The sequence below is a fragment of the Pedococcus sp. genome, assembly GCF_036554925.1.
Taxonomy (GTDB): Bacteria; Actinomycetota; Actinomycetes; order Actinomycetales; family Dermatophilaceae; genus Pedococcus_A.
This window is the reverse complement of sequence record NZ_DATBMI010000061.1, coordinates 1-12,391: the sequence shown is the minus strand read 5'-3', so window position 1 is coordinate 12,391 and position 12,391 is coordinate 1. Positions and strand designations below refer to the sequence as shown.

Sequence of the window (12,391 nt, the reverse complement as noted above, 5' to 3'; positions counted from 1 at the left end):
TGGCAGGCTGGGCGCGTGCAGCAGATGACCCCCGAGGAGTTCGAGAACGCCGTCGGGGACGCCCTCGACGCGGTCCCCGCCGAGCTCATGGCCCTGCTGGACAACGTGGCCTTCTTCGTCGAGGACGAGCCGCCGCCGGAGGACCCCGACCTGCTGGGCATCTACGACGGCGTGCCCCTGACCGAGCGCGGTGACGTGTGGGCGATGGGCTCACTGCCGGACCGGATCATCATCTACCGCGGACCGCTCACCAGGATGTGCGAGGACCGTGAGGAGCTGCTCGACGAGATCGCGATCACCGTCGTGCACGAGATCGCCCACCACTTCGGCATCGACGACGAGAGGCTGCACGACCTCGGCTGGGACTAGGCCCGGCCCGCCGCCGGACCGCGGCTGTCGCCTACCGCAGGGCGCTCTGCGCCTTCCAGCCGGCGAAGTCGTACATCCAGACCCCGATGCCCTCGTGCGGCTGGAAGGCGCGGTTCGAACCGGTGAACTTCACGACGTCGCCGACCTTGGAGTTCTCGAACATCCACTGGGCGTTGGCGGGTGACATGTTGACGCAGCCGTGCGAGACGTTCGCCGACCCCTGCGACCCCACGGACCAGGGCGCGGAATGGAGGTACTCGCCCGTCCAGGTGACGCGCAGGTTCCACTTCGTCTCGAGGTTGTAGTAGTCCGGGTCGCCCTTGGGGATGCCGACGGTGGAGGAGTCCATCCGGACCGTGCCCTCCTTGCGGATGATGACCTTCGTGCCGTAGCGGGTCTCGGTCAGCGGCCCGGGCTTGCCCGTGCTGACGGGGATGGTCCGGATGACCTCACCACCGCGGCGCACCGTCATGGTGTGCGCCTTCATGTCGACGGTGCTGATCATCGACGACCCGACCGTGAACGACGCCTCGTCGTCGTTGCCGACCCACTTGTCCGGCCCGGTCTGGACCCCCGTCAGGGGCGCCTTGACGGTGACGCGGGTGCCGGGCTTCCAGTAGTCCGCGGGGCGCCACATGAGCTGGCGGTTGTCGAGCCAGCCCCACGCCCCGGCCTGCTGGGGCTCGGTGGTGACCGAGACGCGGCGCTCGACCTCCGCGCGCATCGCCTCGGTCGTCACGGCGGAGTCGAACTGGATGCTCACGGGCATGCCGACCCCGACCGTCATGCCGGAGCTGAGGATCCCGAAGGTCGCCGTGACCGTGGGCTTGAGGGTCCGGAACGACGACGTCACCGTGGAGGGCGTGCCGTCGACCCCGAAGGCCCGGGCAGTGACCGTGTAGGCCGTGTCGGGCCGGAGCCGCTGGATGGAGGTCCAACGGCCGGTGCTGTCCTTGGAGCCCGCCACCTCGCCGCCGTCGGCGTCGGTCACCGTCACGGTGGAGAGGGTGCCGGTGACGGCACTGACCACCACCGGCTTGGAGGGCAGCACGCCCGTCGCCTCGGCGGCGGGGGCGATGCTGAGCTCGGCCGGCTCCGGGGTGGCGCTGGCGGCGGGCGCCTCGGAGCGTGACTGTCCCGCGGTCTGGGCGGGCCCCGCCGCACCCGACGCGCCGCCCTGGCATCCGGCCGTCACGAGAACGGCCGCGAGGACCCCCGTCACGGCCGCGGCACGGCCTGCCCTGCGAAGTACCACTGTGCGCTCCCCACCCTGTCTACTGCGGTCGTTCCGGCACCCGCCGCCCGGCGAGGGGACGCCAGGCTGCTGGGTATCGCCGGGATGCCACATGACGCTCCGCAGCACAGTGCACTGGGCGCGGACCCGGCTCGTCGGCCGGGTCAGCAGACAGCGGCCTCGACGATTCTACCCGGCCGCGGGCGTCCACCCGGACGGCCGCGCGCCTGCAGCCGTTCGGGCCCCACTGCCCCGTTACGTCGGAGCGCCCCACCACGGCAGTGGTGGGGCGCTCCGGGAACGCTGCGCAGGCCGCTCAGACCGCGTCGTCGCCGGTGTAGTACTCGAACGTCCAGCCGATGAGGGCCACGACACCGAAGGCAGCACCGATGATGAAGAGCCACCAGCCGACCGCGATCCCGAGGAAGCAGATGGCAGCAGCCGCCGCCAGCGGCAGGGGCCACCAGCTGTGCGGGCTGAAGAAGCCGTACTCGCCCTCGATCTCGGCGATCAGACCGCCGGGGTTGTCCTCGGGACGCTCCGGGAGTCGCCGACCGGTCGCCCACAGGTAGAACGCGATCATCCCGCCGAGCCCGGCGCTGAGGAACAGCGCGACCGGGCCCACCGGCTCCGACCAGTCGGTGGCGATGCCGTAGATGAGGCCCACCGGGGCGAAGAACGCCGCCACGACGAGGAAGAGCTTGTACTCGATCTTCACTGGGTCAGCGCTCCTCGTGGAAACGGCCGTGCTTGTCCGTGCCGTCGAACTCGCCGGTCTGGTGGGGGTGACGGCCCTGGCCGAGGTCGGCCGGCCCGAGGATCTTCACGAGCGTCTCGGGGTCGGCCTGCGGGCCCTGCGGCGGGGCCGCCTCCGGGTGGTGCAGGTCGAACGCCGGGCGCTCCGAGCGGATCCGAGGCAGGGTGTCGAAGTTGTGCCGCGGCGGCGGGCAGCTGGTCGCCCACTCGAGCGACGCGCCGTAGCCCCACGGGTCGTTGGTCTCGACCAGGGGCGCGGTCCGCCAGGTCTTCCAGACGTTGTAGAGGAACGGCAGGGTCGACGCGGCCAGCAGGAACGCCCCGGCGCTCGAGACCTGGTTCTCGATGGTGAAGCCGTCCTCCGGCAGGTAGTCGGCGTAGCGACGGGGCATGCCGTCGACACCCAGGACGTGCTGGATCAGGAAGGTGGTGTGGAAGCCGATGAAGAGCATCCAGAAGTGGATCTTGCCGAGCGTCTCGTCGAGCATGCGGCCGGTGAACTTGGGCCACCAGAAGTAGAAGCCGGCGAACATCGCGAAGACCACGGTGCCGAACACGACGTAGTGGAAGTGCGCCACCACGAAGTAGCTGTCGGAGAGGTGGAAGTCCAGCGCCGGGCTCGACAGGATGATGCCGGTCAGACCACCGAACAGGAAGGTCACGAGGAAGCCGATCGCCCAGAGCATCGGCGTCTCGAAAGTGACCTTGCCGCCCCACATGGTGCCGACCCAGTTGAAGAACTTCACGCCGGTCGGCACCGCGATGAGCATCGTCATCACCGCGAAGAACGGCAGCAGCACCTGACCGGTGGCGTACATGTGGTGGGCCCACACGCTGACGGACAGCGCGGCGATGGCGATCGTGGCGAAGACCAGGGTCTTGTAGCCGAAGATCGGCTTGCGCGAGAAGACCGGGAGGATCTCGGAGATGATCCCGAAGAAGGGCAGGGCGATGATGTAGACCTCTGGGTGGCCGAAGAACCAGAAGAGGTGCTGCCACAGCATCGGGCCGCCGTTCTCCGGGTCGAAGACGTGGGCGCCGAACTCGCGGTCCGCCCCCAGCGCCAGCAGCGCGGCGGCCAGGACCGGGAAGGCCATCAGGACCAGGATCGAGGTCACCAGGATGGTCCAGGTGAAGACGGGCATCCGGAACATCGTCATGCCGGGAGCGCGCATGCAGATGATCGTGGTGATGAAGTTGACGGCGCCGAGGATCGTGCCGAAACCACCGAGCGCGAGGCCGAAGACCCACAGGTCGCCGCCGAGGCCGGGGCTGTACGACGCGTCCGAGAGCGGCGCGTAGGCGAACCAGCCGAACGAGGCCGCGCCCGACGGGGTCAGGAAGCCCGCCGAGGCGATCAGGCCGCCGAAGAGGTACAGCCAGTACGCGAACATGTTCAGCCGCGGGAAGGCGACGTCGGGCGCGCCGATCTGGATCGGCATGAGCGCGTTGGCGAACCCGGCGAACAGGGGCGTCGCGAAGAGCAGCAGCATGATCGTGCCGTGCATCGTGAACAGCTGGTTGAACTGCTCGGGGTTGTCGACGACCTGCAGGCCGGGGTTGAACAGCTCCGCACGGATCAGCAGCGCGAGCAGGCCACCGATCATGAAGAACACGAACGAGGTGATGAAGTAGAGGTTGCCGATGACCTTGTGGTCGGTCGTCGTCATCCACTTGACCACGGTCGCCCCCGGGGCGATCCGCGGGCGCGACACCGTCTCGGTGCTGCGCAGGTAGGTCGACTCGCTGGCCGCACTCATGATCAGTTGCTCCCTGCGTTCGGAATGAGGTCGTTGTCCTCGTCCATGACCTGCTCGCGGTTCAGCCCGTTGTCGAGCTGACCCTCGTTGCCCTTGGCCTTGAGCTCGGCGATGTGCGCGTCGAACTCCGCCTGCTCGACGACCTTGACGTTGAACAACATCTGCGAGTGGTAGGCGCCGCAGAGCTCGGCGCACTTGCCCTGGAACTCACCGGTCTGAGTGGGCGTGACCTGGAACTTGTTGACCTTGCCGGGGATCATGTCGAGCTTCTGGAGGAAGGCCGGGATCCAGAAGGAGTGGATGACGTCGCGCGAGGTCAGCACGAACTCGGTGCGCTGGTTGACCGGGAGGTAGAGGGTCGGGAGGGACTCCTCCACCCCCGGTTTGCCGGTCAGCTGGGCGTGGGTGCCTGCCTCGAAGGTCTGCTCGTTGACGTAGTTGAAGTCCCAGCTCCACTGCTTGCCGACGACGTTGACGACGACGTCGGGCTCCTTGGAGGTGTCGAGCAGGGCGGTCTCGTCACGCTGCGTGTAGTAGAAGAGCACGGCGATCATGAACACGGGGACGACGGTGTAGAGGATCTCCAGCGGCACGTTGTAGCGCAGCTGCACCGGCAGCGAGCCGTCGTCGTCGCGCCGGCGGCGGTAGGCCACGACGCACCAGATGATCAGGCCCCACACGAGGGCACCGACGAAGAGGGCCGCGATCCAGGACCCCACCCAGAGGCTGGTCACGCGCTCGGCGCCCTCGGTCGCAGCGCGCGGCAGGAGGCCGTCCTCGACGCGTCCGGCGCAGCCGGTGAGGGCCAGGGAGGCGAGGCCGGCAGCCGCCGCCATCAGCCGGGTCCGACGCCAGCGCGGGCGCGGCACAGAGTTGTCGTGCGGAGGCAACAGTGCACCTTCTTCTGAGGAGAGACCAACCACGACGCAAACCCTACTCCAGCCCGACGCCCGAGTACGGTCAGGGTGGGGCTAGCGTCTGGGGTGTGCCGGACCACCCCCGAGACCGCGCGATCCTCGACGCCGCAAGCACGCGGATGCACCCCGTGGCGAGGGAGACCCTGCTCGCCGCTGTCGACGCGGGCTGGGCGGATCCACGCCGCCTGTACGCCGAGGCACGCACCGCGCGTCGCCTGCTCGACCAGGCCACCGAGGTGATCGCCGACGGCCTCGGTGTCCGCGCGTCCGAGCTCGCCTTCGCGCCCTCGGGCGAGGCTGCGGTGCGCCGGGCGGTCGCCGGTGCCCTGCACAGCGCCCGCCGCCGCGGGGCGCGGGTCGTCGCCACGGCCGTCGAGCACTCGGCCGTCCTGGCACCGGGCCGCTACCGCGCGGCGCAGGGCCACGACGACGCCCTGTTCGCCGAGGTCCCGGTCGACCACGAGGGCCGGGTCGACCTGACCGCCCTCGCGGCGGCCGTGCGTGTCGAGGGCACCGTCGCCGCGGCGGTGCAGCACGCCAACGGCGAGGTCGGGACGCTGCAGCCGCTCGCGGAGGCCCACGCCGAGTGCCGCGCGGCGGGCGTGCCGCTCGTCGTGGACGCCCAGGCGTCGCTGGGCCGCAGCCGACCTCCGGCCCATTTCGACGTGCTGGCCGGCGACGCCCAGTCCTGGGGCGGACCGGGCGGCGTCGGTGTTCTCGTGGTCCCGGAACGCACGCGGTGGGCCCTGCCGGGGCCGGCCGGCGAGCCGGGCCACGGGCGCGGAGGCGACCTGCCCTGGGTCCCGCTCGCCCTGGCCGCCGCCGAGGCGTGGCAGCAGGGCGCAGCGGCGCTGGACCGGGAGGGCGCGGACGCCACCGCCCTGGTCGACGACATCCGGCGCTGCGCCGCCGGGGTCCGCGACGTCGAGGTGGTCGGCCACCCCACGGCCAGGCTCCCCCACATCGTGACCTTCAGCGCCCTCTACTGCGACGGCGAGGCCGTGGTCCACGAGCTGGACCGTCGGGGGTTCGCGGTGGCGTCGGGCTCTGCCTGCACCGCGAGCACGCTCGAGCCCAGCCACGTCCTGGCGGCGATGGGGGTGCTCACCCACGGCAACGTCCGGGTGACGCTGCCGCTGGCCGCGGTCTCCCCCGGTCGCGCCGACGACGTCGCCCGCTTCTGCACCGCCCTGCCGGAGGTCATCGCCGACGTGCGTGCCCAGCTCGGGGTCGAGCGGCTGTGAGCGGGGCCGAGATCCGCGTCGACGCCCGCGGGCTGCGGTGCCCGCTGCCGGTGATCCGGCTCGCGGAGGCGGCCCGGGAGGCGGCCCCCGGCGACGTCATCGAGGTGTGGGCGACCGACCCCGCCGCCGCGGCGGACATCCCCGCCTGGTGCCGGCTGCGCGGACAGGAGTACCTCGGCTCGCAGGGGGCAGCTGCCGCCACGCCAGCGGCGCCGGGCAGCGCGGCCGAGGCCGGCCACACGGCATACCGGGTGCGGCTGGCCCCCGCCGGGTGAGCTGCGGCACCATCGCCGGCATGCACGGATGGCACGAGTGGCAGCGCGACGAGCACACCATCAGCACCGACCCGCGACGGCTGGACGTGCCCCTCATCCACGGGTTCCTGACCGACTCCTACTGGGCGGCCGGCGTGCCGCTGGAGGTCGTCGAACGCTCCCTGGAGCACTCGATCGCGTTCGGGCTCTACCACCGCAGCGAGCAGGTCGGCTTCGCACGCGTGGTCACGGACCGCGCGACCTTCGCCTACCTCGCCGACGTCTTCGTGCTGGAGCAGCACCGCGGGCAGGGCCTCGGCGACTGGCTGGTGGCCACCGTCGGTGAGCACCCGGAGCTGCAGGGGCTGCGCCGGTGGATGCTCGCCACCGCCGACGCGCACCCGCTGTACGCGCGGCACGGCTTCGCCAGCCTGCGCGAGCCGGGCCGGTTCATGGAGCGCCGGGACGCCTCCTACGGCTCCTGACGCCGGCCGAGCTCCAGCTGCGGCTCCTTGAGGGCGCGGCCGAGCCGCTGGAGGTACTCCCCCCGCGGCATCTCCTCGATCCCGAGGGTCGACAGGTGCGGCGTCGCCCACTGGACGTCGATGATCCGATGCGGGCTGCGGTCAGCGAACACCAGCCCGGCGAGGGCCACCAGGGCGACCTTGGAGGCGTCCGTGACCGCGTGGAACATCGACTCGCCGGCGAACAGCCCGCCGATGGAGACGCCGTAGAGGCCGCCCACGAGCTCGCCGCCGTGCCACGTCTCCACGCTGTGCGCCCAACCGAGGCGGTGCAGCGTCGCGTACGCCGACGAGATCTCGGGGGTGATCCACCGACCCTCGCGGTGCGGCGAGGCGCAGCGCTCGACGACCTCCTCGAAGGCCGAGTCGACCCGGATCTCGAAGTGCCGGCAGGACCTGCGCAGCGAGCGGCTGACGGAGACCCCACCCGGGAGCAGCACCCCCCGGGGGTCGGGCGACCACCAGCCCATCGGCTTGGCGCCGTGCTCGCCGAGGCCCATCGGGAAGACCCCGCTGCGGTATGCCGCGAGCAGGGTTCCGGGGGCGAGGTCGCCACCCACGCCCACGAGGTCCTCTCCGGGCTCGACATCCTCGAGGTCGAAGTCCCAGGGGCTGGGCGGCGGCTCCTCCGGCGGCCAGGGCATCAGCTCGCCCGCCCGCTCAGGGGGCGACGCAGCTGATGTGGGGCGCGATCTCGTCGGCGGACTGCTGGCCGTAGGCCTCGGCGAGACGCTCGAGGAAGCGGGTCTTGCCCAGGGTGTACTCCTGGGTGCCGACGGTCTCGATGACGTAGGTGGCGAGCATCGAGCCGAGCTCGGCGGCGTGGCGGAGGCCGAGATCGGCCGCCAGGCCCGTGAGGAAGCCGGCCCGGAAGGCGTCTCCGACGCCGGTCGGGTCGGCCCGGCGGACCTCGCGGGCCACCTTGACCTCGATCGGGTCCTCGCCGCGGGTCTCGATCACCGCGCCGTCCTTGCCGCGAGTGGTCACCCGGGTGGTGACCCGCTCGGCGATCTCCTCCGGCGACCACCCGGTCTTCTGTGACGTCAGCGCCGCCTCGTACTCGTTGGTGAGGAGGTAGTCGGCCCCGTCGATGAGCTGGCGGATCGTCTCGCCGTCGGCGAACGCCAGCTGCTGCGAGGGGTCGGCGGCGAACGGGATGCCGCGGGTGCGGCACTCGCGCGTGTGCCGCAGCATCGCCTCGGGGTCGTTGGCGCCGACGACCACGAGGTCGAGGCCGCCGACCCGGTCGGCCACGGGCTTGAGCTCGATCTGGCGGGCCTCGGACATCGCGCCGGCGTAGAACGTGGCGATCTGGGCCATGTCGTCGTCGGTGGTGCAGACGAACCGCGCCGTGTGGCGGGACTCCGACACGTGCACCGAGTCGCAGTCGACCCCGTGGCGCTCCAGCCAGCTGCGGTAGTCGGCGAAGTCCTCCCCCACGGCCCCGACCAGGATCGGGCGCTGGCCCAGGTTGGCCATGCCGAACGCGATGTTGGCCGCGACGCCTCCGCGGCGCACCTGGAGGTCCTCAGCGAGGAAGGACAGCGAGACCTTGTCGAGCTGCTCGACGACCAGGGAGTCGGCGAAGCGCCCCTTGAAGGTCATCAGGTGGTCGGTGGCAATGGATCCGGTGATGGCAACGCGCACGTCCTGCAACCTACCGCGTCCGCAGGTCACGGGCCCGGCGCGGGCAGCCCGGCTACCGGCGGGTGTTACCTCGTGGTACCGGCGTGTCCGCCGTCCGGGTCGCCGTAGCGTGGCGCCATGAGCACCCCGAGCGCCGGCCCCACGCCCCGCGACGGCCTCGACAACGGCAGCATCGCCGAGCTCTGCGCCGACAGCAGCGAGGTCGCCATCGAGGTGCACCTCCCGCGGCCGTGGCCGTCGGGGCACCACGACATCGCCGTCCCCGACGACGCGTCCTGGCTCGTGGAGGGGCTCGGGGCCTACGGTTCCTGACCGTTGCCTGGGGCCACGGCCCGGCGCACTGTCGGGTCATGACCACCTCCGACCCAGCCGCCACCCCCGCGCCGTCCCCCGCCGCCGAGACCGGCGCGGCCGACTTCTCCGACCTGCGCGCGATGTTCATCAACTGCACGCTCAAGCGGTCCCCCGAGATCAGCCACACCGAGGGCATCGTCGACGCCAGCGCCGCCATCATGATGAAGCACGGTGTCCAGGTCGAGGTGCTGCGCGCCGTCGACCACGACATCGCCACCGGGGTCCAGCCCGACATGACCGAGCACGGCTGGGCCCGCGACGAGTGGCCCCGCATCATGGGCGACGTCCTGGCCAGCGACATCCTCGTCATCGCGGGGCCCATCTGGCTCGGCGACAACTCCAGCGTCACCAAACGCGTGATCGAGCGGCTCTACTCGTACTCGGGGATGACCAACGACAAGGGCCAGTACCTCTACTACGGACGGGTGGCCGGGGCGATCATCACGGGCAACGAGGACGGCATCAAGCACTGCGCCAGCAACATCCTGTACAGCCTCCAGCACATCGGCTACACCGTCCCGCCGCAGGCCGACTGCGGGTGGATCGGCGAGGCCGGGCCCGGCCCGTCCTACCTCGACCCGGGCAGCGGCGGCCCCGAGAACGAGTTCACGCAGCGGAACACCACGTTCATGACGTGGAACCTGATGCACCTCGCCAAGCTGCTCAAGGACGCGGGCGGCTTCCCCCACGGCGGGAACGACCGCACGGCGTGGGATGCCGGCGCGCGCTTCGACTACGAGAACCCGGAGTACCGGTAGGAACGCCCACGGCCGCCACCGGGCAGCCGGGAGACGACCGGGCGGCGCGGGCGACCCGCCCCGCGGCACACGCGCATGCCGAAGGCCCCCGACCGCGTGGTGGGGGGCCTTCGGACGTGGCTCAGCTGAAGCTGTCGCCGCAGGCGCAGGAGCTGCCCGCGTTGGGGTTGTCGATCGTGAAACCCTGCTTCTCGATGGTGTCCGCGAAGTCGATCGTGGCGCCCTCGAGGTACGGCGAGCTCATCCGGTCGACGACGACCTCGACACCGCCGAAGTCGCGCACGAGGTCACCGTCGAGGGTGCGCTCGTCGAAGTACAGCTGGTAGATCAGGCCGGAGCAGCCGCCCGGCTGGACGCCCACGCGCAGGCGGAGGTCGTCGCGACCCTCCTGCTCGAGCAGCGACTTGACCTTGGTGGCGGCGACGTCGGTGAGGATGACGCCGTGGGCGGGAGCCTCGGCAGCGGCCTCGGCTGCGGCCTGGGTCTCGACTTCACTCATCGATGTGCGTCCTTCATGTCGTGGGTCGTGGGTGCACTTGGGCAAACCCTCGGTCTGGGGGAAATGTTCCCCGCACTCCTAGGGTACGTCGTGATCAGCGGCCGGGTGACCAGGTGGCCGCCACACGGGCGGCGCGCGCGGCCAGGGTGCCGACGGGGTCGGTGATGGCGGCCTCGACCTGCTCGGGGGTCTCGGCGACGGCGTAGGTGCCCGACAGCCCCAGGGTCATTGCCTCGCGCCGGCCCACCATCGTCTGGCCGGCGATGACGACCGTGGGGGTCGCTGCCTCGAGAGCGGCCTGGGCCACGCCGGCGACCACCTTGCCGCGCAGGCTCTGCCAGTCGAACTTGCCCTCCCCCGTGACCACGAGGTCCGCGGCCGACACGACCGAGCTGAAGCCCACCGCCCGGAGCACCTCCTCCACACCGCTGACCCGCCGCCCGCCGAGCAGCATGAGTCCGTAGCCGAGCCCGCCCGCCGCGCCGGCGCCGGGCTCCTTGTCCAGCCGGCGAGGCCGGCCGGTCAGCAGGTCTCGAGAGCTCTGGTGGGTGCGCTGGACCACCTCGGTGAACCGCCCCAGCGCGGCCTCGAGGGACTGGGCCAGAGCCGGCGACGCACCCTTCTGCGGGGCGAACACGGCCGAGGCGCCCTGCAGGCCCAGCAGGGGCGAGTCGACGTCCGTGGCCACCAGCAGCTCGACCGCGGCGAAGCGGTCCTTGACGTCCTCCAGCCCCTTGAGGGCGGCATCGGAGAGGTCCGCGAGAGCGAGGCCGCCACGGGCGAGGTCATGGGCGCTGCCGGCACCGAGCGCGGCCAGCATGCCGGCTCCGCCGTCATTGGTGCCGCTGCCGCCGAGCCCGACGACGATGCGCTCGGCACCCTCCCGCAGGGCGGCGTCGAGCAGCAGCCCCACGCCGTAGGTGCTGGTGACCGCCGGGTTGCGCTCGTCCGCGGCGAGCAGGTGCAGGCCCGCAGCCTGTGCGGACTCCAGGTAGGCCGTGCGCCGGCCGTCACCCTCGCCCTCCACCAGAAGGAGCGCCGCCGGCACCTCGCGGCCGAGCGGGTCGGTCGTCGTGGCAAGCACGGTGGTGCCGTCGGGCCGGGCGCCGGCGAGCACGTCGAGGAAGCCGGGACCGCCGTCCGAGAGCGGCATCAGCGTCAACAGGTCGTCCGGCGCCGACCGGCGCCAGCCCTCGGCCATCGCCTCCGCCGCCTGGGTGGCTGTGAGGGTCCCGGTGAAGCAGTCAGGCGCGATGAGGACGTGCACATTCGGACTGTACCCGGGGGCTTGCCCCGCGCGCCGCCCCACCAACGCCGGGTCGACGCCCCCCAACTGGCATGATGTCGCCGTGGTCCGCGATGCGCTGCTGCGCTCCCAGTTGGAACAGTGGGAGCTCATTCGCGACTACATGGCCTCCTACGCGCGGCACGTGCCCGTGCGCACCGTCGCAGTCGTCGGGAACGCTCCGCTAGCCCCTGACGCCCGAAGGGCTGAGGCCATCGACGCCTGCGACCTGGTCATCCGCGCGAACGCGATGATGCTCGACGCCCCCGGAGAGCCGCCGTGCGTGGGGACGGCTTGCCACGCGGTCGTTCTCTCCCGCGCCACGGCCGTGACCCCCTGGGTCTTCAAGGACTACCGGAACCGGGCCTACCTCGTTCCGCAGGCTGGCTTCGTGCAGTACCACCTCGAGAACAAGGTTGGGCTGCTGCTACGGACCGACTTCTGGCCTGAGGATCTTGGCGCGATGCCGCTGCCCAACGCCGTGGTCAAGGCCCGCGTGGCCCGGGCCCTCGATCCCGAGCACCGTCCGGGGTCGCTGATCCCCACGACCGGGATGATGGCCATGTTCATGGCGCACGAGATGTTCCCGTCCGCTGACCTGCTCGTCACCGGCTTCTCCTTTCTCGAGGACTGCGAGCAGACGCACTGGTCCCACCACTCGGGTGGGCGCACCAAAGTCAACTGGCAGCACCGGCTCGACCTCGAGGCGGCCCTGCTCCGGTCGTGGATCGACGACGGCAGCGCGCGTTACCTGCCCTAGCAATGGAGATGAGATGAGCGATCAGCGTCC

General features: G+C 71.4%; 15 protein-coding genes. 7 read left to right on the top strand and 8 right to left on the bottom strand.

Going from position 1 to position 12,391, the window contains the following annotated elements; genetic code table 11:
* Positions 1 to 24 precede the first annotated feature (24 nt).
* Positions 25 to 369, top strand: coding sequence for a metallopeptidase family protein (locus VIB11_RS04870; RefSeq protein ID WP_332028945.1), 345 nt, complete (start codon positions 25 to 27; stop codon positions 367 to 369).
* A gap of 31 nt (positions 370 to 400) precedes the next feature.
* On the opposite strand, the gene VIB11_RS04865 is transcribed toward VIB11_RS04870, so the two are convergent.
* From VIB11_RS04865 to coxB, 4 genes are all read right to left on the bottom strand, one after another.
* Entirely contained in the window at positions 401 to 1,591 is a 1,191-nt protein-coding gene (locus VIB11_RS04865; protein WP_332028903.1) for a L,D-transpeptidase, read from the bottom strand.
* A 328-nt stretch (positions 1,592 to 1,919) separates the two neighbouring features.
* Positions 1,920 to 2,321 (bottom strand): cytochrome c oxidase subunit 4, encoded by a 402-nt coding sequence (locus VIB11_RS04860; RefSeq protein WP_332028901.1) that lies wholly within the window; start codon positions 2,319 to 2,321, stop codon positions 1,920 to 1,922.
* 4 nt (positions 2,322 to 2,325) lie between these two features.
* The gene (gene ctaD / locus VIB11_RS04855) at positions 2,326 to 4,119 is read right to left on the bottom strand and encodes a cytochrome c oxidase subunit I (protein WP_332028899.1); all 1,794 of its coding nucleotides are present in this window, start codon (positions 4,117 to 4,119) and stop codon (positions 2,326 to 2,328) included.
* A gap of 2 nt (positions 4,120 to 4,121) precedes the next feature.
* Positions 4,122 to 5,009: a cytochrome c oxidase subunit II gene (gene coxB, locus VIB11_RS04850; protein ID WP_332028898.1), complete on the bottom strand. Its 888-nt coding sequence runs from the start codon at positions 5,007 to 5,009 to the stop codon at positions 4,122 to 4,124.
* 95 nt (positions 5,010 to 5,104) lie between these two features.
* On the opposite strand from coxB, the gene VIB11_RS04845 reads away from it, so the two are divergent.
* Genes VIB11_RS04845 through VIB11_RS04835 form a run of 3 tightly spaced genes read left to right on the top strand, consistent with a single transcriptional unit; the run spans position 5,105 to position 7,019 of the window.
* On the top strand, positions 5,105 to 6,280 hold the full coding sequence (locus tag VIB11_RS04845) for a cysteine desulfurase family protein (RefSeq protein WP_332028896.1): 1,176 nt from the start codon (positions 5,105 to 5,107) through the stop codon (positions 6,278 to 6,280).
* Entirely contained in the window at positions 6,277 to 6,555 is a 279-nt protein-coding gene (locus tag VIB11_RS04840; protein ID WP_332028894.1) for a sulfurtransferase TusA family protein, read from the top strand. Before VIB11_RS04845 ends, VIB11_RS04840 begins: the two co-directional genes overlap by 4 nt.
* 20 nt (positions 6,556 to 6,575) lie before the next feature.
* Positions 6,576 to 7,019, top strand: coding sequence for a GNAT family N-acetyltransferase (locus VIB11_RS04835; protein WP_332028892.1), 444 nt, complete (start codon positions 6,576 to 6,578; stop codon positions 7,017 to 7,019).
* Here the strand turns inward: VIB11_RS04835 and aat are convergent.
* Complete coding sequence (gene aat, locus VIB11_RS04830; protein ID WP_332028890.1) at positions 7,007 to 7,702, bottom strand: leucyl/phenylalanyl-tRNA--protein transferase; 696 nt, start codon at positions 7,700 to 7,702, stop codon at positions 7,007 to 7,009. The genes VIB11_RS04835 and aat overlap by 13 nt on opposite strands.
* 16 nt (positions 7,703 to 7,718) lie before the next feature.
* On the bottom strand, positions 7,719 to 8,705 hold the full coding sequence (locus tag VIB11_RS04825; protein WP_332028888.1) for a carbohydrate kinase family protein: 987 nt from the start codon (positions 8,703 to 8,705) through the stop codon (positions 7,719 to 7,721).
* Positions 8,706 to 8,822: 117 nt separating this feature from the next.
* Between VIB11_RS04825 and VIB11_RS04820 the strand changes: the two genes are divergently transcribed.
* Positions 8,823 to 9,017 (top strand): hypothetical protein, encoded by a 195-nt coding sequence (locus VIB11_RS04820; protein WP_332028886.1) that lies wholly within the window; start codon positions 8,823 to 8,825, stop codon positions 9,015 to 9,017.
* Positions 9,018 to 9,055: 38 nt separating this feature from the next.
* On the top strand, positions 9,056 to 9,817 hold the full coding sequence (locus VIB11_RS04815; RefSeq protein WP_332028884.1) for a flavodoxin family protein: 762 nt from the start codon (positions 9,056 to 9,058) through the stop codon (positions 9,815 to 9,817).
* Between the two features lie 121 nt (positions 9,818 to 9,938).
* Here the strand turns inward: VIB11_RS04815 and VIB11_RS04810 are convergent, their stop codons facing one another.
* Together VIB11_RS04810 and VIB11_RS04805 are read right to left on the bottom strand one after the other, a co-directional pair.
* Positions 9,939 to 10,316 carry an iron-sulfur cluster assembly accessory protein gene (locus tag VIB11_RS04810; RefSeq protein ID WP_332028883.1) on the bottom strand — a complete coding sequence of 126 codons (378 nt, stop codon included), beginning with the start codon at positions 10,314 to 10,316 and terminating at the stop codon, positions 9,939 to 9,941.
* A gap of 94 nt (positions 10,317 to 10,410) precedes the next feature.
* Entirely contained in the window at positions 10,411 to 11,583 is a 1,173-nt protein-coding gene (locus VIB11_RS04805) for a glycerate kinase (protein WP_332028881.1), read from the bottom strand.
* Between the two features lie 82 nt (positions 11,584 to 11,665).
* On the opposite strand from VIB11_RS04805, the gene VIB11_RS04800 reads away from it, so the two are divergent.
* Positions 11,666 to 12,361 (top strand): hypothetical protein, encoded by a 696-nt coding sequence (locus VIB11_RS04800; protein ID WP_332028879.1) that lies wholly within the window; start codon positions 11,666 to 11,668, stop codon positions 12,359 to 12,361.
* The last annotated feature ends 30 nt before the right edge of the window (positions 12,362 to 12,391 follow it).

Coding starts and splice junctions, on each gene's coding strand:
- VIB11_RS04870 (WP_332028945.1), top strand. CDS start 25: ATGACCCCCGAGGAGTTCGAGAACGCCGTCGGGGACGCCCTCGACGCG.
- ctaD (WP_332028899.1), bottom strand. CDS start 4,119: ATGAGTGCGGCCAGCGAGTCGACCTACCTGCGCAGCACCGAGACGGTG.
- VIB11_RS04835 (WP_332028892.1), top strand. CDS start 6,576: ATGCACGGATGGCACGAGTGGCAGCGCGACGAGCACACCATCAGCACC.
- aat (WP_332028890.1), bottom strand. CDS start 7,702: ATGCCCTGGCCGCCGGAGGAGCCGCCGCCCAGCCCCTGGGACTTCGAC.
- VIB11_RS04820 (WP_332028886.1), top strand. CDS start 8,823: ATGAGCACCCCGAGCGCCGGCCCCACGCCCCGCGACGGCCTCGACAAC.
- VIB11_RS04815 (WP_332028884.1), top strand. CDS start 9,056: ATGACCACCTCCGACCCAGCCGCCACCCCCGCGCCGTCCCCCGCCGCC.
- VIB11_RS04810 (WP_332028883.1), bottom strand. CDS start 10,316: ATGAGTGAAGTCGAGACCCAGGCCGCAGCCGAGGCCGCTGCCGAGGCT.